Origin of the sequence: Cohnella nanjingensis (assembly GCF_014212125.1) — a bacterium.
GTDB classification, from domain to species: Bacteria; Bacillota; Bacilli; order Paenibacillales; family Paenibacillaceae; genus Cohnella; species Cohnella nanjingensis.
This window is the reverse complement of sequence record NZ_JACJVP010000039.1, coordinates 85437-106507: the sequence shown is the minus strand read 5'-3', so window position 1 is coordinate 106507 and position 21071 is coordinate 85437. Positions and strand designations below refer to the sequence as shown.

17 protein-coding genes are annotated in these 21071 nt (G+C 55.7%); 7 read left to right on the top strand and 10 right to left on the bottom strand.

The window, feature by feature from the left end; genetic code table 11:
* Positions 1-238: 238 nt before the first annotated feature.
* Complete coding sequence (locus H7C19_RS22715) at positions 239-976, bottom strand: DUF3153 domain-containing protein (RefSeq protein WP_185671355.1); 738 nt, start codon at positions 974-976, stop codon at positions 239-241.
* Between the two features lie 224 nt (positions 977-1200).
* Here H7C19_RS22715 and H7C19_RS22710 point away from each other — a divergent pair, with 224 nt between their 5' ends.
* From H7C19_RS22710 to H7C19_RS22700, 3 genes are all read left to right on the top strand, one after another.
* Complete coding sequence (locus H7C19_RS22710; protein ID WP_185671354.1) at positions 1201-1794, top strand: TetR/AcrR family transcriptional regulator; 594 nt, start codon at positions 1201-1203, stop codon at positions 1792-1794.
* A 186-nt stretch (positions 1795-1980) separates the two neighbouring features.
* Positions 1981-2982 (top strand): hypothetical protein, encoded by a 1002-nt coding sequence (locus H7C19_RS22705; RefSeq protein ID WP_185671353.1) that lies wholly within the window; start codon positions 1981-1983, stop codon positions 2980-2982.
* Positions 2983-3107: 125 nt separating this feature from the next.
* Positions 3108-3512, top strand: coding sequence for a helix-turn-helix domain-containing protein (locus H7C19_RS22700; protein ID WP_246469690.1), 405 nt, complete (start codon positions 3108-3110; stop codon positions 3510-3512).
* An 81-nt stretch (positions 3513-3593) separates the two neighbouring features.
* Here the strand turns inward: H7C19_RS22700 and H7C19_RS22695 are convergent, their stop codons facing one another.
* The 6 genes from H7C19_RS22695 to H7C19_RS22670 all read right to left on the bottom strand — a co-directional run bounded on the left by H7C19_RS22695 (position 3594) and on the right by H7C19_RS22670 (position 10983).
* Positions 3594-5684 (bottom strand): hypothetical protein, encoded by a 2091-nt coding sequence (locus tag H7C19_RS22695; protein ID WP_185671351.1) that lies wholly within the window; start codon positions 5682-5684, stop codon positions 3594-3596.
* A 774-nt stretch (positions 5685-6458) separates the two neighbouring features.
* On the bottom strand, positions 6459-7226 hold the full coding sequence (locus tag H7C19_RS22690; RefSeq protein WP_185671350.1) for an SDR family NAD(P)-dependent oxidoreductase: 768 nt from the start codon (positions 7224-7226) through the stop codon (positions 6459-6461).
* Positions 7227-7242: 16 nt separating this feature from the next.
* The gene (locus H7C19_RS22685; protein WP_185671349.1) at positions 7243-8085 is read right to left on the bottom strand and encodes a fumarylacetoacetate hydrolase family protein; all 843 of its coding nucleotides are present in this window, start codon (positions 8083-8085) and stop codon (positions 7243-7245) included.
* Between the two features lie 14 nt (positions 8086-8099).
* Positions 8100-9104 carry a galactitol-1-phosphate 5-dehydrogenase gene (locus H7C19_RS22680; RefSeq protein WP_246469682.1) on the bottom strand — a complete coding sequence of 335 codons (1005 nt, stop codon included), beginning with the start codon at positions 9102-9104 and terminating at the stop codon, positions 8100-8102.
* 19 nt (positions 9105-9123) lie between these two features.
* Positions 9124-10272 carry a mandelate racemase/muconate lactonizing enzyme family protein gene (locus tag H7C19_RS22675; protein WP_185671348.1) on the bottom strand — a complete coding sequence of 383 codons (1149 nt, stop codon included), beginning with the start codon at positions 10270-10272 and terminating at the stop codon, positions 9124-9126.
* Positions 10273-10353: 81 nt separating this feature from the next.
* On the bottom strand, positions 10354-10983 hold the full coding sequence (locus H7C19_RS22670; protein ID WP_281384934.1) for a GntR family transcriptional regulator: 630 nt from the start codon (positions 10981-10983) through the stop codon (positions 10354-10356).
* Between the two features lie 93 nt (positions 10984-11076).
* Between H7C19_RS22670 and H7C19_RS22665 the strand changes: the two genes are divergently transcribed.
* Both H7C19_RS22665 and H7C19_RS22660 read left to right on the top strand, forming a co-directional pair.
* Positions 11077-11706, top strand: coding sequence for a GntR family transcriptional regulator (locus tag H7C19_RS22665; RefSeq protein WP_185671346.1), 630 nt, complete (start codon positions 11077-11079; stop codon positions 11704-11706).
* Positions 11707-11812: 106 nt separating this feature from the next.
* Positions 11813-12706, top strand: a complete 894-nt coding sequence (locus H7C19_RS22660) for an SMP-30/gluconolactonase/LRE family protein (protein ID WP_185671345.1) — start codon at positions 11813-11815, stop codon at positions 12704-12706.
* A gap of 144 nt (positions 12707-12850) precedes the next feature.
* Here the strand turns inward: H7C19_RS22660 and H7C19_RS22655 are convergent, their stop codons facing one another.
* Together H7C19_RS22655 and H7C19_RS22650 are read right to left on the bottom strand one after the other, a co-directional pair.
* Positions 12851-13831, bottom strand: a complete 981-nt coding sequence (locus tag H7C19_RS22655; RefSeq protein ID WP_246469681.1) for an AI-2E family transporter — start codon at positions 13829-13831, stop codon at positions 12851-12853.
* A gap of 178 nt (positions 13832-14009) precedes the next feature.
* Positions 14010-17108, bottom strand: a complete 3099-nt coding sequence (locus tag H7C19_RS22650) for an ATP-binding protein (protein WP_185671343.1) — start codon at positions 17106-17108, stop codon at positions 14010-14012.
* 186 nt (positions 17109-17294) lie between these two features.
* On the opposite strand from H7C19_RS22650, the gene H7C19_RS22645 reads away from it, so the two are divergent.
* Both H7C19_RS22645 and H7C19_RS22640 read left to right on the top strand, forming a co-directional pair.
* A complete protein-coding gene (locus H7C19_RS22645; protein ID WP_185671342.1) occupies positions 17295-19046 on the top strand; it encodes a glycoside hydrolase family 2 protein in 1752 nt (583 codons plus the stop codon).
* A 171-nt stretch (positions 19047-19217) separates the two neighbouring features.
* On the top strand, positions 19218-20129 hold the full coding sequence (locus tag H7C19_RS22640; protein WP_185671341.1) for an ArsR/SmtB family transcription factor: 912 nt from the start codon (positions 19218-19220) through the stop codon (positions 20127-20129).
* A 20-nt stretch (positions 20130-20149) separates the two neighbouring features.
* Here the strand turns inward: H7C19_RS22640 and H7C19_RS22635 are convergent, their stop codons facing one another.
* The gene (locus H7C19_RS22635) at positions 20150-20959 is read right to left on the bottom strand and encodes a hypothetical protein (RefSeq protein ID WP_221469411.1); all 810 of its coding nucleotides are present in this window, start codon (positions 20957-20959) and stop codon (positions 20150-20152) included.
* Positions 20960-21071: the final 112 nt, after the last annotated feature.

The window sequence follows — 21071 nt, the reverse complement described above, 5'->3', positions numbered from 1 at the left end:
CACCTCACTATTGTTTACTCAGGAAACAATATAATCATAACCGATTTTTGTTTCCTAATTCAACAAAAATCGAACAGAACGCGTTTCAACTCGTACGCCACGCCGAATACGAACGGAGGTCAAGTACCGCGTCGTCGGCCAGACCGGCCCGCTGCTCGCCCCTAAACGCGTCGAAGCCGGCTCCGTCATGGGGCCAGCTTCGTTCTTCGTTCTGCAAGCGCTCAGGCCGCGAGCCGCATCAGGCATGGCGTCGACGCTTGCGCATGAAAAAGACGGTACCCACCACGATGAATCCCAGCAAAAGAATGGCGGGCACCCCAACATAAGCGATATGACGGACCTGGGGCACGGGGAAGCTCAGCTCGAAATGATTGACGTCCACCAAGCTCACATGCCAAACCAGCGTCCTCCCTCCGTCCCGCGTTTCGTCGGCATTGTGGTCCCTCAGCGGGATCGGTGACGTCAGCAAGAGATCGAAATGAATCTGACTCTGCGCCAATTGCTTGGCGAGTGCCGGCATCGTGGCGAGCTGCCGGCCCGTATCTCCTTCGAGCTTCGATAGCGCTTGGTTCGGATCCGCATCCACGATGATATGGTAGCGGGTATAAAAGAACTTCTTATCTTCCGTCAAGGTCATTTTCACGCCTTCCGGCAAGCGGCTCGGCCGATTTTGCAGCTCCTTCAGATTCAAATGACGCGACGCCCGTATCCCGCTGCTGTTCTCCGTCTCCTCGACGCTCGCGTCTAGTCCGTTGTTCTGCAATTCGTCAGCCAACTGCCGGGGCAGGTCGGACTGACCGATGAGCTTCAGCATCTTTTTTCTCGCCGAGGCGTTCAGTTCCAGATCGGCCGTGCCGTTGAGGTGAACCGTGAGATGCGCTTGACCTTGCGCGCATGAAGTCAGCAGCATCGTCATGAGCAGCCATGCCCCGGCCAGGAAAGGCGCGTGACGCTTAATCGATCGATTACGAACCATCGGCCCCCTTCCTCTCTCTGTTCTTTTGAGGCGCTCAGTCACATGAATGTTGAAGAATGACTGCTCTACTACAAATAACTTCTATTAGGCTGTTCGATTTTCCTTTGTCTATTCAACCGAAAAGGGGAGGCTAGCCCCCCCCTTCCGTCCTTCTACTTTGGATTATTGACCCGCGTAAATTAGCACAACTGTATTAACAATTCAAACCGTGCTATACTGTTGCCATGCCGAAAATCGTGGATCATAACAAACAAAAAGAGAAACTGGCGGAAGCCGCCTGGCGGGTTATCTGTAGAGACGGCTTGGAACGCGCGTCTGTACGGAATATCGCAGAGGAAGCCGGGCTGGCGGTCGGCTCCATGCGTTATTATTTTTCGACGCAATCGGATCTCCTTGCCTTTTCCATGCAGCTCGTTTCCGAACGCATATGTGACCGTCTCCGAAGATTTGTCCCCGCCGGAGACGCGATCGAGGACGTCCTCGATGTGTTATGCGAGATGCTGCCGATGGACGAGGAACGAAGCACAGAAATGGAGGTGTGGTTTGCGTTTATTTCCAAAGCGCTCGTCGATCCGACTTTGCAAGCCTTAAGCCTCTATGTCTACGACGACATGAAGGGCTTTTTTGCCAAAAAAGTAGGGCAGCTTATCGAACAGCATCCAGCAGGCAGCCGCCTCGATGCGAAGCTGGAGACGGATCGACTTTTCGCCTTAATCGATGGGCTGGCCATTCATGCGATTATGCACCCGAAACGGCTTGGGCCAGAGCAGATGCGAGCCGTGGTCATTTACCATTTGCAATCCCTGTTCAAGCACTGAATGATGATGAACCTTCGGTTGATGCCATGGTAATGCAACAAACACCGTCCATTGAGGGCGGTGTTTTTAACGCTTGCTGCAGCGACCGGGTTATGATACAGTTGTGCTAAATCTAATTAGTACGACCGTGTTATTAAGGGTTCATACCTTCGCTGCAGCGAGGAAGAACAAAGAAGGAGCGTTCATATGCAAAAAAGAACAAGCAAACATGTGGCATATGCGATTGTTGGCTACATCGGTGTATCTGCGATAAGCTACTTCATTCTCATGAAATTCGGCGCCCCCTTTGTCGCTCACCAGCCTCTTGTCGAACACGCATCGGCAACGGAGCGATTTTGGGATTTTCAGGCCGCTTCCTTGTGGGGATTCGTGCTCATCGGCCTAATCTTCTTGATTACACGCGGATATCGCAACAGGGAGATGCGGATGCCCTCCAGGGAAACGTCCAAAAAAGAGCTTTCCCTCCTGCTGGGGTATATGGCATTCGCCCAGTTGGCGGGGCTTGGGCTTGGCAAGGCGTTCGGCTTTCACGCGATCAGCTTCCACTTGGCGGGAAGCATCTATGGCAATCACGAGCACCTGAAGCTGACGGAAATGCTCGTATGGGCGAGCTATAACTTCATCGTGTATGCGGTTCTGCCCGTTGTCTATTTGATGCGCAAGAAAGGCTATACGCTCTCGCAGCTCAACCTCGTCTCGAACAAGAACGTGCTTCGCGATACGATAGTCATTCTCGCTATTCTAATCATCGAATCCATCGTGCAGCTTGAAGGCCTGTCCGACGCGCTGCTCGATCTGTCTCCCAGACAGATTCTCATTGGGGGCTTCGCAGCCTTTAGTTTTAATTTGTTCGGGACGGCCATCCCTACCGCCGTTTTTCTATTCGCCATCCTGTACCCGCGGTTTAAGGCAGTCACGAACAGCGCCATCGTCCCGATCGTACTCGGAGGGCTCACTTACACCGCGCTGCATTTTTTCGACAGTTGGATGGTCTTTCGCAGTTCCGGAGCTCTTCTCGCGTCACTCAGCGCGTTGTTTTTGCAATATTTCATGCCCGGCGTCGTGAAATCGGTTCTTACGGATCGAACCGGCAACCCTTGGGTGCATATGTGGGCGTATCATGTGATCGTCCCGCATGTCATTATTGACACCCCTCATTTCGTAGATGCGTTTGATATTCTGAAATGAGTAAGAATCACACAAGTTTGCCTCTACTCCATGACTTCATAATTGAACCAGTCAAAATGCGCCGGCGACGAGGAGCTAGCGCCGTTGCCGGTCGCGTTTGCCCGCCTCTTCGCCGTTTGAAGCATATGGTGGAAGATCTGTGGCGGCTTTTCGAGCTGGAGAGCAGCCGGACCGACCCGGATGCTCATCCGACAGCCGGCAAGCCCGGACCGGACATGCAAGAGGCGCGCCGCTGGCTGCTCAAGCATGCCTATGAACCGCTGGCGATGCGGGAGCTCTCGGATGATGCGCTCGGCAGTAGTCCGGTGCAGCTTACTCGGCGTTTTCGAGCGGCGTACCGGACGACGCCTTCCGATTTCGTGATCGGCCTGCGGCTTGGCCGCGCGTGCCGACTGCTCGAGGAGACGACGAAGCCGCTCGATTGGATCGCGCAGCAATGCGGGTACGAGAACGGCTTCTACCTGAGCCGGGTGTTCAGCTCCAAGCTGGGTATGACGCCTTCGGCCCATCGCAAGCTGCATCGCGTATAGGCACCCGAACGAACAAAAGCCGACTGCAGGGTCAAGATCCCCTGCAATCTGCATGGTCACCTGCTCGACTTCGTTACGACTCTAGTTGCCGTTCTTATGAATAGCTTCCAACCCGGCATTGACGTTTTTCATGAGATTGACCATATCCGTATAAGGTTGATCCTGCTGATTCACCAGGCCTATATTGAAATTCTCGCTGTCTCTGCGTCCGGTAACCGCCTGATCGTAGTACGAGAACCAGCCCGAACCGACAAACAAAGGATGTGCTGCCTGGCTCTCGACAAAAGCTTTGAAGGCCGCTCCTCTTTCCGCTATGCTGGCTACATTCGTATCCGCATTAACGGGAGATAACCCGCGCCCGCTGAAGCTGAATGTAAATTCCAGATTCAACAGAGGTTTGCCGAAAGCTTCATACCGGGAGAGCCAGCCTGCATTTTTCGTATAATTATCCACGGAAAAAGCGTCCACATAATCCATGGCTGCCGAATCCCATTCCAGGCTGGTCCGCCAGGTGGGAACGATAGAGGAGCCTAAAAACAAATGGTTCTTATCATACTTTTTGATCACATTGCGTATCGTCGAGAAGTACGTTCGGGATGCCAACTTGATGTAGTCCGATACATCCGCAGCCGGAACGTTCACGATCGCGATTGGCGTATTCGTCAAGGCGTCGAACGATTCGGCGCTAGTGCCGAGGAGCTGGTTGACGACTGTAATGTCATTGTTGTATCTTGGCGCAAGAAAATCTACAAAAGCGCCCTTCGCTGCCGAAGCCGAATTATAGGTCAAAATCTCTTTTACAATATCGGAGGTCCATCCGGCTTCATTATCATACGTGTAGCCGATCAGCCATTGGTCCCCCCTCGCCGTTTGAAGCTGCGCGCGCAAGGCGCTGTCGATGATGGATTCAGCCTGCGGATCGAACACGTCGTACGTCCATTGAATTCTTTTCAGTTGGGGCGGATCCTGCAGGACCTGTATATAAGGAAACTTCGGAATATGATTAGGTTTGGTCCATTTGCTGAAGGCATTAAAGCCCCAATTGATCAACCTCTTCTTGGTGATTTCCTCCCACTTCGCTTCAAAGCCGCTGCCGTATTTTTTCATGACGTTGGCAACGACGAAGCTGACTCTCTCGCCATTGGAATCATTGGTGTAGGCGGGAGCATAAGCGCTCGGATCGGGAAGCTCCTCGAACACTCTCCTTGGAGTGCCGTTCGCTTTACGGTAAGGCGTGCCGTATCCCCACTCCCATATACTTGTCGCGTCCACGCCCTTTAAAAAGAATTTATAACCGTCCGGAGTGATGAACCACCATTTATGATCGATTTGCTGAAGTCGGAAGAATCCGGTGTCGTTATACCGTCCCTCGCTTTTCATCCCGCCGTACTGATCATACTTGCCGCGGTTTAACGCCACCTTGTTCAGCGCGCTTGCCTCCCTTGCATATTCCTGCTGCAGCTGCTCGTCGGATGCAACCTTATCCGTCCAGGTCTCATAGATCCACTGTCCGTATTTATCCGCCATCATGGCGTCTTTGCCAAGCTCAGCCTGCATTTGCTCTACGGTATACGCGGGCGCCGGATTCTGCCCTTCATCGCCTGCGCCTTTGGAGATTTGAACTTCCGTAAGGGGGATATGCTGATAGGCATGCGAACGCTTAATATCGATTACGATAAATCTAGCCGTCTTGTTATTCATCGGTATTTGGACCGAATAGTTCAAGGCGGTTCCCGACCTTACATGCTTTCCGGCAAGATAGTAATAATCCGTTGTAGACTCGGCGCGGTACTTGACCGTAAGCTCCTTAAAGCCCCAAAAGCTGTTGGGTGAATTCAATACAAGGTTAATGCTGTCCAGCGGGTAGTCCTTCAACAGATCAAACACCACCTGGACCGTCCCTTTGGAGGAGGCGCTTCCCATCCATCCGGCATAGGTCGTCGTCAAGCCGTCCTGGAGCACGCCGCTCTCCGACGATATCAGGCCGGTTGCGCCTTTGTCGGGAGACAGGCCTGCATCCGGGGCTAGGCTGTAGTAATAGTTCCCGGTCTTAAGCAGCGTGCCTTCAGCGAACGCTCCTCCCGCAGGGATAGGGATGAATGCCCATAGCAACATGATAGCTAGAAACCGTTTAAACGCATCACCTAGACACCGTTGATTCCATTTGTCCATATGAAACCTCCTCCAAAGCAATCATGGACACGATCGATACGGTTAGTCACAACTGTTAGCGCTTGCATAACTGTCATATTCATAAATCTGAAATTTATACATTTATTTTCAATTTTGAATTAAAATTCTCGCTGCATTTGACAATATTTTCTTCAAACAGAGATCGATTTGTCGATTCATGTCGTCGATTGTCAGTTTATTAGGATCAATATAAAAGAAGATTGTCCGCTTCATCCAAAACAAAAAAAAAAGACCCCGGCTATAGTGAGGTGCACCCCTTAGAATAGACATTGGAAAAATGGACATTCAAGATAAGGACCGAGTGAAGAAATGGATGCGCAAATACCGGAAACTCGGGGACTTTGGACCGTTGGATCAACGTGGACGTAAGGATGAATATTGCGATCCGGATCGATACATGAACAGGCTCAAACGGGAGAATGAAGCCCTAAAAAAGGGTTTGAAACTCTGGAATCAGGAGGTGTCAAAACCAAGTATCAAATTATTGAGCGTGCAGCGACCGGCTTCACGGTGACGGAGCTGTGCGAGCTGCTCCAAGTCTGTAGAAGCGGTTGCTACGCCTACCGAAAGCGTAAAGGGGACGATAAGAATCACCTTGTCAAGGAACATATCCAAGCGGTGCACTTCCGCCACCTCGCGGTATGCTGGAGACTTCCACGCCTTAGTCGACGCACTGCCAAGCGCACAAAAGGATGCCAACGCGGTAAACGTTGCCATCCCTCAATAGTCGCTCATCCGCGATAGGATTCTAACCTACAACTCCGCCGTCATCCCGCCGTCCGCTACCAACGTCGCTCCGGTCATAAACGAATTGTCCGGGCTTGCGGCGAACATCACGACGGACGCGATCTCCTCCGGCTGTCCGACTCGGCCGATCGGCTGCGAATCGTCCCACTGCTTCATGATCTCTTCCTGCGGCGTGTTCAGGTTCTTCACGCTGCTCTCGAGCATAGGCGTGCGCACGGCGCCCGGCAATACCGTATTCGCCCGAATATTCTGCTTCGCGTAATCAAGGGCGATGGCCCGCGTGAGCCCGACGATGCCCGCCTTAGAAGCCGAGTAGGCGGAATAGCCGTCGAGCGTCGCCAGCGCATGTACGGAGCTGACGTTCACGATTACGCCTCCCCCCTGCTCCAGCATCGACGGAATGACGCCCCGGCTGAACAAGAACACGGACGTCAGGTTGTTCGTAATGACGCCATTCCATTCGTCCAGGCTCATATCGGTTAGCCGGACTTGCGGACATACTGCCGCATTGTTCACCATGACGTCGATTCGGCCGAACAAGCTCCGCGTATCGCGGATCACCCGCGCCACGTCCTCCTCGGACGAGACGTCAGCTCCCATGGCGACGGCGCGACCGCCTTCGGCCGCAATCTCGTCGGCCACGGATTGTACCTTGCCGAGCGTGCGGCCGACTACGACGACAGACGCCCCCGCCCGCGCGAATCGTTGGGCGATCGCGCGGCCGATGCCGCCTCCGCCTCCCGTTACGATAACGACTTTATTCTCCCAGCTCATCGCCGCACCTCGAAGTCTATTCAATAGGTTCGGCCACGAACGTATTGCGCAGCGTGCCGATCCCTTCTACCGTCGCTTCCACGACATCGCCAGGCTTCAGCCACAGTTGCGGCTTCCTCCCCATCCCGACGCCCGGCGGCGTGCCGGTGCTGATGATATCGCCGGGCTGAAGCGTCATCGTGTTCGAGAGGAACGAGACCAGATAAGGAACGTCGAAGATCAATTCCTTTGTGTTCGAGTTCTGCATCGTCTCTCCGTTTAACGCGAGGGAGATGCCGAGATCGCCGGGGTTCGCGATCTCGTCGGCCGTGACGATCCATGGTCCCGTCGGGGCGAAGCCGTCGATCGCTTTGCCGCGCGTCCACTGGGGCTCGTTCAATTGGATGTCCCGCGCGCTCACGTCGTTCAGTACGGTGTAGCCGAACACGTAATCCATCGCCGATTCCAACGATACCCGCTTGGCCGTCTTGCCGATGACGACCGCAAGCTCCACTTCGTAATCGCATTGCGTCACTTCGGCCGGAATGACCACCTCATCGTCTTGTCCGACCAAGCAATTGTTGTACTTCGGGAACAGCACCGGCACCTTCGGCACCTGCATATTGGATTCCATCACGTGATCGTAATAGTTCAGACCGATGCAGATAATCTTCTCCGGATCCGTCAGCGGAGACAGCAGCTTCACGTCCTCCAGACGATAAGAAGCTCCCTCCTCCAAGGCATGAACGTTGGCGCTCCGAATCACATCCCGCATCGTTCCTGCCGCATTCAAGGCTACGATCTCGGAATCTTCTTTTAGCACACCCACCTGGAGCTTACGGTCTTGATCCTGCAGTTGATAAAATTGCACGAGCTTCATCTTTGACGCGCCTCCTATTCAAATGTTAGAAAGATTTTCGCGATTTTCCCCGGACCGCCGATCAGCTTCTCGAACGATGCGCCGCCTTCGCTCATCGGAGAAGTCTCCACCCAAGGCAGCAGGCGGATTCTCCCTTGCCCGATCCAGAGCAAGGCCGTCTCGAAGTCTTCCTGCGAATAGGCGAACGCGCCCTTGGCGCCGATCTCGCTGCGGATCATGTCGTTGATCGGCAGCTTGCTATCCGCTTCGTGCAGGCCCGTGAAGACGACCTTGCCTCCCGGGCGAACGGCGGCCACGCTGCGCTGCCTCGTCGCTTCCGCGCCGACGGCGTCGATAACGGCGTCGAACCCGCTCCCGCTTCCTTCGGGAAGCTCGTTCAAGTTCGAAACGGCGATGCCGCCGAGCTCTCTAGCAATCTCCAGCCTCGATTCATTCAAATCCACGATGACCGCATCATGGATGCCATAAACCATCGCCGCCTGAAGCGCGAACAGGCCGATCGGACCCGCGCCATAGATCAGAAGCCGGCTTGTCGGCGTTAATCCAAGCAAGCGGCAAACATGGATTGCGCAGGCGAACGGTTCGGCCAGCGCGCCCTCCTCGAACGATACGTAGTCTTCCAAACGATATACATTTCGGACCGGCACCGCAACGAACTGCGCGAACGCGCCCGGCCGGTGAGCCCCTAGCAGATTTCTAGAGCCGCACAATTGCGACTCCCCGTTGCGGCAGTACCGGCACGACCCGCAGGTGACCAAGGGATTGGCCGTCACGCGTTCCCCCGCTTGGATGCCGCTCGCCTGCTCGCCGATCCGCTCGATCACGCCCGCGAACTCATGCCCCATGATCAGGGGCGGCTTGCGAAGCGAATTATGCCCTAGATACCCGCTAAGCTCGGAGCCGCAGATCCCCGCCCGCTCCACTCGGATAAGAACCTCGTCGGGCTTCAGATCGGGAACCGGAACTTCCCGCATATTCATCGTACGCGGCCCTTCATAGACCAAAGCTTGCATGCTCATCCGCTCCTCTCCTCCTCTTCTATTCGACCCGTTCCCGCTTTTCCCATCCTTGCTTAAACAACGGCAGCCAGTGTCCCGGATGGTACGGGTACTTGGCCGCTTCCTCCAGGTTGATCTCGACGCCGAGACCGGGACGCTCCGGCGGCTGTAAATAACCATCGACTACCTTGAAGGGCGGGGAGAAGATGTCCTGCGCCCACGAATGGTTGAAGTCGTCGAAAATCTCATGCAAGAAGAAGTTCGGCGTCGCCATGTTCAGGTGAGAGCAGACGATCGAACAGATCGGCCCTTGCGCGCTGTGCGGCGCGGTCACGCCGTTGTGCGCGTGGACCATTCCGCATATTTGCTTCGATGCGCCAAGTCCCAGGAACTGCGGCTCCAGCTGGATAATATGGACGGCGTCGTGCTTCAGCAGCTCCGCGAATTGCTCGCGATTATAGTAATCTTCTCCGCAAGCGATCGGCACCGGACTGCGCTTCGCCACTTCGACGACCGACGAGACCCGGTAAGGCGGAACCGGCGCTTCGAACCAGCTAGGACTGTATGGGGTCATGGCTTCGGCGAATTGCAAGGCGGTATGCACGCTGAAGCGGTTGTGGCCTTCGATCAGAATGTCCACATCCGGTCCGACCGCTTCGCGTACGGCGGCGATATTCCGGATCGCGCTCGCAAAATCGGCCCGCTCGACGGTTCGCCAAGCAGCTCCGAACGGATCGAACTTCAGTGCCGTGTAGCCCTTCTCGACAACCTCTTTCGCCTGGTTGAAGAAGCTCTCTTCGTTCGCGCCGCCCCGGTACCAACCGTTGGCGTAGCAGCGCAGCTTGTCGTGACACTTGCCGCCAAGCAGCTTATAGAGAGGCTGTCCGGTCGCCTTGCCCATAATATCCCAGCACGCCGTCTCGATCGCCGCTAGCGCCGAGCCTTGAACTTGGCCGCCGTCCGAGTAGACATCGCGAATCAGCTTTAGGGAGATCGTCTCCACGTCGAACGGATCCATGCCCAGCACGAGATGCTTCAACTCGTGAATCGCCGTCTCGACCGTCTTGGCCAATCCGTTCAGCGTTCCTTCGCCCAATCCGGTCACCCCTTCGTCCGTATCCACCTGGACGAACAGCCAATTTTTCCAAGGGTTCCCTACGATATAGGTGCGAACGTCCGTAATCTTCATGCCGCGTAACCTCCGTTAATAAGGATGGGTTAAACGTAGCATGAGGAAGATTAGACGCTCAAGATGTCTCACTTGTATACATCAGAGCATGATTTGCTTTACGAATTCGATATGATTGCGGATCAACCTTTCGCTGAGCGCCGGATCGCTTCCCGCGAGCGCGTCGCGGATTTGCTTGTGCTCTTCCAGGCTGCCCCATAGCCGATTCTTGTTCTTATAGAAGGTCGTACGCACGGCCATCAGGAACTTATCCTGCATTCTGGACACCGCGTCCGCGTATTCCTCATTGTCCATCCCCGCGATGATCGCTTCATGGAATTGCCGGTCCAGCTCCACGTAGCCGACGATATCCTCTTGCGCGACCGCCGCCGCTTGCTTCTCCAGGTTGGCATCGAGCTGCTCGAAGAAGGCCCGATCCATCTTCCCCGTCAGACGGCAGACCGCGAATGTCTCGAGCGATAACCGCAATTCATAGATGTCCATAATCTTCTTCAAAGAAATCTCCTGAACGACGAACCCTTGATTCGGCACCAGCTTGACCAGCCCCATCATTTCCAGTCGATCCAAAGCCGACCGTACGGGAGTTTTGCTCATTTGCAGCCGCTCGCTCAGCGACTTCTCCGAGAGAAACGTCCCTCCCTCCCATTCCCCCTGCACGATACTTCTCTTCATTTGTTGAAAAGCCGCTTCTCTTAACGTCGTTCCGCTCATCGACATCCTTCGCGATCTTCCTTTCCGTTGCTTCTTGTTCTATGATTATCATACGCGATTATTTGAAATAATCGAGAGGGAAGGACCGAACGAATGGGCAATCCATCCTTGCGTCAGCAGGCGTATGCGCATATTCTCGCCAAAATCGAGAACGGGGAGTTCCCGAAAGGCTCCGTAACCTCGGAAGTCCAGCTTAGCCAAATGCTCGACATGAGCCGAACGCCCGTCCGGGCCGCGCTTCAGCAACTGGAGCTGGAGGGGTATGTCCGTGTCGCCGCCAAGCACGGCGTCCTCATCCTGGACTCTTCTTCCCAGAGGGTCGGCGATTTGCTCGAGATGATCGCTTCGATGGCGCTATTCGCCGTAAGCGCTGCGCGTTCTTCCAAGCAAGTTGAGCTAGCGGAGTTGTCCCGTGAAATGGCCGATGCCTACCGCACCTTGATCATCGCCGGTCCGGAAGATTCGCGCGCCCTCGTCTTGTTCGAATATGAGCTGCTCCGACGGCTCATCCAACTCTGCAATAATAGCGAGATGGCCAAGGCCTATCGAACCTCGGCCTCCCGATTGTTTTGGAATCGAAATGGGAGTCGCTGGCGCGCGCCTTATACCGGTCAAACCTCCGAGCAAGTCGAGAAGCTGATTCGCTCGGTCGCATCGGATTCGGAATCATTCCGGGAAGCGTTATTCGACTATTTGCATACGCTTAAGCTAACGTGGCTGTAGCTCATGTATACATGCGAGACGTCTTGAGCATTCGGCTTTGATCGTGATACGTTAAGAGCATCCTTACTCATCAATCGAATAGGTTGGAAAAAGGGGGCTGTTCATCATGCCGCAGGATCCATTCTTCGAACTCAAGCTTGTTTACGACGCGCGGGCGGAACTAGGCGAAGGCCCCGTATGGGATACTCGCAGCGAACGTCTATTTTGGGTAGATATTCTGGCCCATCGCGTGCATATTCACGATCCCAAGCAGCCGTTGTCCGAAAGCGCTATCGAGCTTAGCCCCTATGTAAGCTCCGTCATCCCGAGGCTCTCCGGCGGCATTGCGCTTACGTTGCAGAACGGATTTTACGCTTACGATTCGACTTCCGCCGAACTGAAGCTGCTTGCGGAAGTCGAAGCCTCCGTGCCCGGCAATCGCTTCAACGATGGCAAATGCGATCCTGTTGGGCGCTACTTGGCGGGGACGATGTCGATGATTGACCAGCCTTCCATGGGCACCTTGTACAGCTTAGACGCCGACCTTACGGTCAAACCGCTCGTGACCGAGGTCAGCGTTTCGAACGGGATGGCGTGGTCGGCGGATGGCGGAACGCTATACTACATCGATACGCCGACGCGGCAAGTCGTCGCCTTCGACTATGAACTGGCAGCGGGAGCGGTAAGCAATCGACGTATCGCGGTGGAGATCCCCGAAGGACAAGGCTCGCCCGACGGGATGACCATCGATTCGGAGGGGATGCTGTGGGTTGCGCATTGGGGAGGATGGCAAGTGTCGCGTTGGGATCCGGCGACCGGGGAGAAGCTGCTCTCCATTCCGGTTCCTGCCTCGCAGGTCACTTCCTGCGCGTTCGGCGGCCCGGATTTGGACAAGCTGTATATTACGACGGCCCGCGTCGGACTTGATGAAGCCAAACTTGCGGACCAGCCTCTAGCGGGCGGCTTGTTCTGCGCGGAGATCGGCGTGCGAGGGCTTCCTGCCGTTCCGTTCCGAGGCTGAAGCGTTCCTATCATCGCCAGCCTTCCGCATTGGTCAAGACCCCATTTAGAGGTTCCTAAATTCACCTTTCCTAGGATAAAGAAAGAAGCCGCCCGAATGTCATGGAAGTCGACATACGGTGCGGCTTTTTCCCGATAGCATTCATTATGCCGTTTTCTCGTCCCCAGGGTCGACATCCAGAATGTCCATCAGGAACATGAAGATCGGAATCCCAATGATCAGCCCCCAGATGCCGAAGAAGTGCTGGGAGAAGACGAGGATGACGAACGTATAAAACATCGGAAGCTTGGTCTTGTGAGCCATCAGCCGCGGATTCAACAGATACGTCTCTACCGCGTGGATCAGAAGGATCATGACGACGGTCCAGATGACCAGAGTCAATCCGCCGCTCTGGTAGCCGATGAGACCGATGGGGATAAAGGATAGAACCACTCCCGCAACGGGAATGAGGCTGAGCACGAGTACGAGAACGCTTAAGGCGAACAGGTAGGGGAATCCGAGGATCCAAAGTCCTAGCATCGTCAGCGCCGTGTTGAACACCGCGATCGTCAGCTGAACTTCGATCACCTTGCCGAAGGATGCCACGAATTTCTGTCCGAAGTATTCCAATTCGTCATAAATCCAGCCGATTTTGCTCTTCTTGAACTTGCGCGTGAAATAGCCGACTTGCGTTTTCTGGAGCAGGAAGAAGAGGCTGAGGATGATGACGATGAGAATAATCTCTAGCCACTTGCCCAGTTTGGAAATGTAATGCAGCGCTTGATCGACGTATGTCTTGTAGTCGACTTTGTTCAAAACTTCGGACAATTGCGCGGCTACCTGGTCTCCCTGATTGGAATTGAGGAATCGGATGATGTTGTTGATCATCTCCGATACCTGCGTAATAATCTTCGGAACGTAATTCGTAATTCCGACAACCATGGCGGTTACGATGATCACGTACAGCAGAATGGCTACGACATTGGGATGAATGGGGAACAGCTTATTGATCTTCTTCGTTAAGAAGCGTTGCAGACTATTCATGACGTAGGTAACTAGGAATAACAGGAGAAGCATGTTCAGCATGTCTTTTATGCTGTATAAGAACAGGACGAATAACAGCAGTACGGTCACTCTTCTAGCCATCGGTGAAGCAAATAACTCCCTAAGCATCCCCATGGATTTCCCTCTTCTACGCAGTCTTTTTACCCTCAACTTTAGTACGGGCAACCTCCGGAAAAGTTTCTACTTGCCTTATATTCGCGTTCCTACCCGGAAACCGAATCCGAAGAAGATCGGGGCGGGTCTCGCCGCTATCATCGGTTCATTCCACTACGTTGGCGCTTTCTGTTCGGACGAGGAAGGAGACGATCGTTCCCTGTCCGGGCTCGCTGCGAATTTGCAAGCCTTCCCCGTAGAGCTGCTTCAAACGGCGGTCGGTGTTCGCCAGGCCGATTCCCGCTCTTCTGCCGATCTCCTCCTCCTGCCGCAAAGCCCGCTGAAGCCTATCGGCTTCCATGCCGACCCCGTTGTCCTGAACCGATATCTCCGCGCCGTCCCCCACGTCGAGAATCCGAATCCGGACGGTGCCGCCCTCGGCTCGCCTAAGCAGGCCGTGCCGAACGGCATTCTCGACAAGGGGCTGAATGGACAGCGGAGGAACTTGCAGCTCGAGACGGCCGTTCGCCTCCCACTCGACCTGAACGCGGGCGCCAAACCGCTCCTTTTCGATATACAGATAGGCTCGCACCAGCTCCAGCTCCTTGCGCAGCGGTACCAATCGGTCCGAGTTTGCGAAGTCGAAGCTGGCCCGCAGGTAATCGCCAAAAGCAAGCAGCAGGCTCTGCATGCGGTCGATGTCGATCCCGCCGAGCGCGGCAACGGAATTCAGCGTATTGAACAGAAAATGAGGCTGAATTTGAGCCTGCAGCCACGCTGCTTCCAAACGCGATTGCTCGCGCGCCGCTCGCGTAACGTCCGTGAGCGCCCTCACCCGCATTCTCAGCTCTTGGGCGTCTACGGGTTTGACGAGGTAGTCGTTGGCCCCGGCCCGGAAGCCCGCTTCGATATCTTCCGACCGATGTCGGGCCGTGAGCAGCAAAATCGGCAACTCGGAGCGAGAGAAGCGGGAACGGACCCTTCTGGCGACTTCGTAGCCGGACATTCCCGGCATCATGACGTCCGCGATCAGCAAATCCCATGCTCCCGCATTCAAGAGGGACAGCGCCTCGAAGCCGCTTGTGGCCGAGGCGATCTCGTATGGTTCTCGGGCAAGCACATGCGTCAGGACGCGCAGATTCACCGGATCGTCGTCAACGGCTAGTATGCGCAATTTCTCTCCTCGCTCGAGGGGTTCCACCAGGGAGTCGGCGGCCGTCTCTGCGCGGGTTAGCATCTCGACTTTTTCGAACGGCATGGTTGCGGAGACCGCGTTCGTCGCCGATTCGACTTCGGTCGAATTCGCGACGGGCAAGGTAAACCGGAAGACGGAGCCGGCGCCCGGAATGGAGCTAACCGACAGTTCTCCGCCATGCAGCTCCACCATACGCTTGCCGATCGTCAAGCCGAGACCGAATCCCGCAGCGTTCGTCTCCGCCTGCTCCGTACCTTGTTCGTACGGCTGGAAGATTCGGTTCGCCGTCGCCTCGTCCATCCCGATCCCGGTATCCGATATGCGGACGACCACCTTCTCGCCTTCGGTCTCCGCTTCGATCGCGACTCGCCCCTCGTTCGTAAATTTGACTGCATTGTGCAACAGGTTGAACAAGATTTGCAGCAGCCGATTCTCGTCCGCCATCACCGGCGGCAGCGAATCCGGGATCCGGTTCTCGAGCCGGATCGGCTTTCCTTCCGTCATGAACCGGACCATGTCCAGCGCGCCCGCTGCCTCCGCCTGAAGCCGGAGAGGCGCCGGATTCAGACGGAGGCGGTTCTCCCGCAGCCGGTTCAGATCGATCAGGTCGCTCAGCAAGAAGGACATGCGTTTGCCCACCGAGACCAACAGCATAAGGCGCTCCCGATTGGCCTCGTCGTCGGACCGTCGGCTGCTGTCGAGCACGGTCTGGGCCATGTTCAACATGCCGTGAAGCGGATTTCTCAGCTCGTGCGAGGTGTGTACCAGAAACTCGTCCTTGCGTTTGTCGGCCGCCTGCAACCGTTCCGCCAGTCTTGCCGTCTCTTCGGCATTGCGGAAATACCGTTTAAACCAGTACAGCGCAAAACAGATAAACAAAGCCAGCATATCGAAAGGATAATAGCCGCCATCGAGAAAAAGCGAATAATTGAAGATGCCCCAGACGAGATTCGTCGCGATGGCGACCGCTCCGAGCAGCAAATAGATCGCGTCCGGAACGCCTCTGCGGACCGCCAAATAGAGGAAGATCGGGGCGGTAACGAACGAAACCAGCGTCAGCGCCGTATGCAGCCCGTCGGCATAGGTGAACAGCTTGGCCGGCAGCGCCAATACGAACAACCCGAAGAGACCGCAAGCGGCGAAGTGCCAGCGGGAATGACGAAGGATCCGGAACTCGGGCAGCAAGCTTCTAACAAATTGCAGCAGAAACGCTGCCACGCCTAAATAGGAAAGGTAGCTAACCTTTAATGCCGATTCGTAATCGACCCCGAACCACGCGGACAGAATGCGATCATGGTCGACGGTGATAGCGGCCGCCCCGCAAATCCCCAGCAAAGAAAAGATCAGGAGCGATCTCTGACGGGCGCCGATGAAGTAGAGGACAAAGGCATAGATGGCATGCATGATCATCAGCAGACACATGGCCGCCTGCGATCCGGCGGAGAACCAATAAGCCCCGTTCATCGCCTTGGGCAAGCCGAGCTTGACCGGCTCCGTAAGGCCGCCCATGACGCGGTCGTCGTAATTGGCCGTTTGCAGCACGAGATCGAGAACGTCGCGATCGGCGGCAAACGAGACGGAATAAGGCGCATTGCTCGCCGTGTAGGACGAAGCCCCTTCCGCCGGATGTCCCGAGCGTCCCAGCAGATTCCCGTTCACGTACAAAGCCGAGGAGGCGGAGAGCCTCGGTACGCGAACGGTCAATTCCGGCAAGCCCCCTGCCGGCATCAAAACGCGCAGTCGATACGTCCCGTATCCGAAGGTGATCTTGCTCGGCGGAGAGAAATCCCGCTGCCAGCTGCCGGGGACCGTAGCCGTCGAGGCGACGACGCCCGTCGGTACGAACGCAGCGTCGGGACCGGGCGTCACCAGCTGCGACGGAAAGAATTCCCATTGTCCGACAAGGGAAAGAATCGATTTCGAAGCGGGGTTCCAATTGCGCAGGTCCAGCAGGCCGCCTGCGGCTTCGACCCGCGTCGAAGTCTTCTGTACGTCGATCCAAGCAAGGCGAACGCCGGTTAGCAGGAGAAGGAATAAGCCGACGATGGCCGCGATTTTTCTTCTTTTCATCATAGTGATACAGATTCGACAAAATACGTAGAGTTTCCTTTTCATTCCTCCCGCAATCGCGTTGAAAGTTTTCCTGAACGGCACCTGGATCCATTCGAATTGACTTTCCTACCGAGATGGGATATAAAAAGTTTGTTATTAAGTTTATTTATGAACTATAAAGTTAACTATTGGAGGAATTCATCCATGACACCGTCGCCTTCCATCCCTCGGCCGGAGCATCCGCGCCCCCAATTCGTACGCCCGTCTTGGATCAACTTGAATGGCGAATGGCAGTTCGAGATCGACCATTCGCGCAGCGGCAAAGAAAGAGGGCTGCATGCGCCCGGAGCTTCGCTCGGACGGCACATTCTCGTTCCGTTCTGTCCGGAAAGCAAGCTGTCCGGCATCGGACACACGGACTTCATGGCTGCGGTATGGTACAAACGCAGCTTCGCGATTCCCGCCGATTGGGAAAGCGGCGAGATCTTGCTTCATTTCGGCGCGGTCGATTACGAAACGGAGGTGTGGGTGAACGACGTATCCGTCGGCAAGCATCGCGGCGGCTACAGTTCCTTTTCCTTCCCGATCGGCCATGCGCTGCGAGACGGCGACAATGTCGTTACGGTCTATGCAGTGGATGATGTCCGCTCCGGATTGCAGCCCAGAGGCAAGCAAAGCGGCTCGTACCGTTCGCAAGGCTGCGACTATACGCGAACGACCGGCATCTGGCAGACGGTGTGGCTCGAGCTCGTGCCGAAGACGCGCATCGCTTCATTCCGTCTGATTCCCGATCCCGATAACGACAGCCTGCATGTCAGCGCCGTCGTCGAAGGACGGACCGACGGAATCTCGCTCCGCTGCGCCGCGTCCTTCGAGGGCAAATCTGTCGGCGAACAATCGGCTCGCGTCGGCTCGCGGTCCGTTTCGCTGACCCTCCCTTTGTCCGAGAAACATCTGTGGCATCCGGGAGCACCGGCTTTGTACGATTTGCGCCTCGAGCTCGTCAAGGATGGAGAAACCGTAGACGCCGCGACATCCTACTTCGGGCTGCGCTCTCTCCGTTTGGACGGCATGGCGTTCCGAATCAATGACCGTTCGGTGTTCCAGCGGCTCGTGCTCGATCAAGGTTTTTATCCGGACGGCATCTACACGGCACCGACGGACGAGGCGCTAAAGCGTGACATCGAGCTGTCGCTGGCCGCCGGCTTCAACGGCGCCCGCCTGCACGAGAAGATGTTCGAGCCGCGATTCCTTTATTGGGCCGATCGGCTCGGATATCTCGTATGGGGAGAACATGCCAACTGGGGGCTCGACATCACGTCGAGCGTCGGATTGGCGCGGTTTCTGCCGGAATGGCTCGAAGGTGTTGAACGGGACTACAATCACCCGAGCATCGTCGGCTGGTGCCCGTTCAACGAGACGTGGGATTCGTCAAAAGGAACGCGCCAGGACAACGAGGTGCTTCGGATCGTCTACGAGACGACGCGCGCGTTCGACCCTACGCGTCCGGTCATCGACACGAGCGGCAACTTCCATGTCGCGACCGATATTTTCGACGTGCATGACTACGATCAGAACGCGGAGACGTTCCGCGCCCGCTACCAACCGCTGGCGGAAGGCGGCGAGCCGTGGGTCTCGTTCCCCGATCGGCAGTCCTACGGCGGCCAGCCTTACTTCGTCAGCGAATACGGCGGCATCTGGTGGGATCCGGGCCAAGCGAACGAGCAAGGATGGGGATATGGCGAACGCCCGAAGAGCGTAGAAGAATTTATGACCCGATACGAAGGACTGACGAACACGCTGCTCGACAATCCGAACATGTTCGGGTTCTGTTACACGCAGCTTTACGATATCGAGCAGGAAGTAAACGGCTTGTATACGTATGATCGGCAGCCGAAATTCGACCTGGCTTGGCTGAAAGCGGTCAACGGCAGGCGCGCCGCGATCGAGGATTAAACTTACGCCCGAACGGCAAGAGGGTGTCCCGCTTTCGTCTTCTGACGACGTGCGGAACACCCTCTTTGCCGCGATCGGCGCAAACGAACAACGTCGGTTGATGTTGATTCGTCCATTTCGCGATTATATAATTACCTGAATATGTCGATTCGAACGTAGCGAGGTTGACCCATGAAAATCCTAGTCTCCACGCGGCAGATGATGCTGCTAGAAGCGCTCGCTTCCGAAAGCCGGGTACGGATGATCGAACTGCTGGACAAGCGGCCGATGAATGTCAAAGAACTCGCCAATGCGCTGGGATTCTCCTCTGCCGTCGTGACCAAACACGTGCAGAAGCTGGAAGACGCCGGCATTATACGAACGGAGAGCCTCACCGGCACGCGCGGCCGGCAGAAGGTCTGCCATCTGCGCCTCGATTCCATTACGCTTCAGTTCCGCGCGCCCGCCGCGCCTCCGGTCCCGAACCGCTATACGACTTCCATCCCGATCGGGCAATATTCCGACTACCGGATCATGCCCACTTGCGGACTCGCCTCCCGCTCGAAAATCATCGGCATGATCGACGACCCGCGCTATTTCGCCGATCCCGAACGGATGAAGGCGTCCCTCCTATGGTTCGGCAGCGGTTACGTCGAATATCGGATTCCGAATTACCTGCTGTCTAATCAGAGAACCCGCAGCGTCTCCATCTCTCTCGAGTTATGTTCGGAAGCGCCCGGATTCAACGAGAATTGGCCCTCCGATATTCATTTTCATCTGAACGAGGTCTTCATCGGACATTGGACTTGTCCCGGCGACTTCGGCCGCAATCGCGGCGTTCATACGCCCGACTGGTGGGAGTACGGCACGCAGCACGGATTGCTGAAATCGATCCAGCTTCAGCCCGAGGGGACATTCATCGACGGCGTGCGCATGTCCGACGTTTCGATCCGCGACGTTCCGATCCGCTACGGCGAAGATATCCGCTTGCGCCTTTCCGTTCCCGAAACGGCTAAGAATTGCGGCGGGCTCAGTCTGTTCGGCAGACATTTCGGCAATTACGATCAAGACATCGAAGTCGCGATCACGTACGAGGATTCGTAAGCGGGAGTTGGTCGCTGCGATCACACCGGAGCGGCGTACCGGCTGCCTTGCAGCACGCGCCTTAACTTGCCGCCTTGTTGCTGCAGCACCTCAAGCGAGTAGCCTTCGGCCCCGCTCCACTCGTATGCAAAGCTGTAACCTTGCTTGGACTCGGTCACGAACAAAATGTGGAACATGTCCGGCGTTATCGTACCGCCGTCGTCCACCCGCCAGGTGGAGGTCGGATCGTCGTTGCCGACGAAATCGAGGAACAACGGTCCCCTTTTTGTCGTCAGAACGAGACTTGCCAGCGGCTTTTGCCCTTTTGCCTTCGCATATTCAACGAGCCCGATATGCACGTCCGGCGTTGCTTGTCCGATCAGCCCTTGCTTCACGACCTTGCGCTTTTTCTGTTTCTCGATTTGCGCGATGACCGTTTTGGAGAATGTGCCTTTGGATAAAGGCTTATAGCTCAAAAAAGTGTGTCCTTCAAAAGCGTCTTTCTCCGCCAGCAGCACAGAATCGTTCGGCGTGATATGGCCTTTGGCGATCGAATACAGCTCGCCTTCGTCCAGGTCGAAATTCCAAGCTGTTTGACGACCGTTGCTTTTGTCGCTCACTTTTTGGTGCTTCACGTACTTGATGTCGAGCGATTTGCCCGGATCGTAAACCGCCTTGACGAACCGCTTCGGCTTCGAGCTCTCAAATCCGAGTAGCCGCTGCCCCGTCTTGTCCGCATAAGAAAAAGCAAGCTTTCCTTCTTTCAGCTCCCCTGCGGCCACTGCCGGCGCTGCCGCTTCGGAAACCCGATCCGCGACGGGAACGAGACTTATCGCGAGAAGCGCACTCATCACGATACCCAATCTTCTTTTCAAATGATCACCTGCTTAGAGAGGAAATGTGCGAAAATGCGAGTATCGCGATGCTGCAAAGGTTCGCCATGCACTAAGAATACAAGATCAG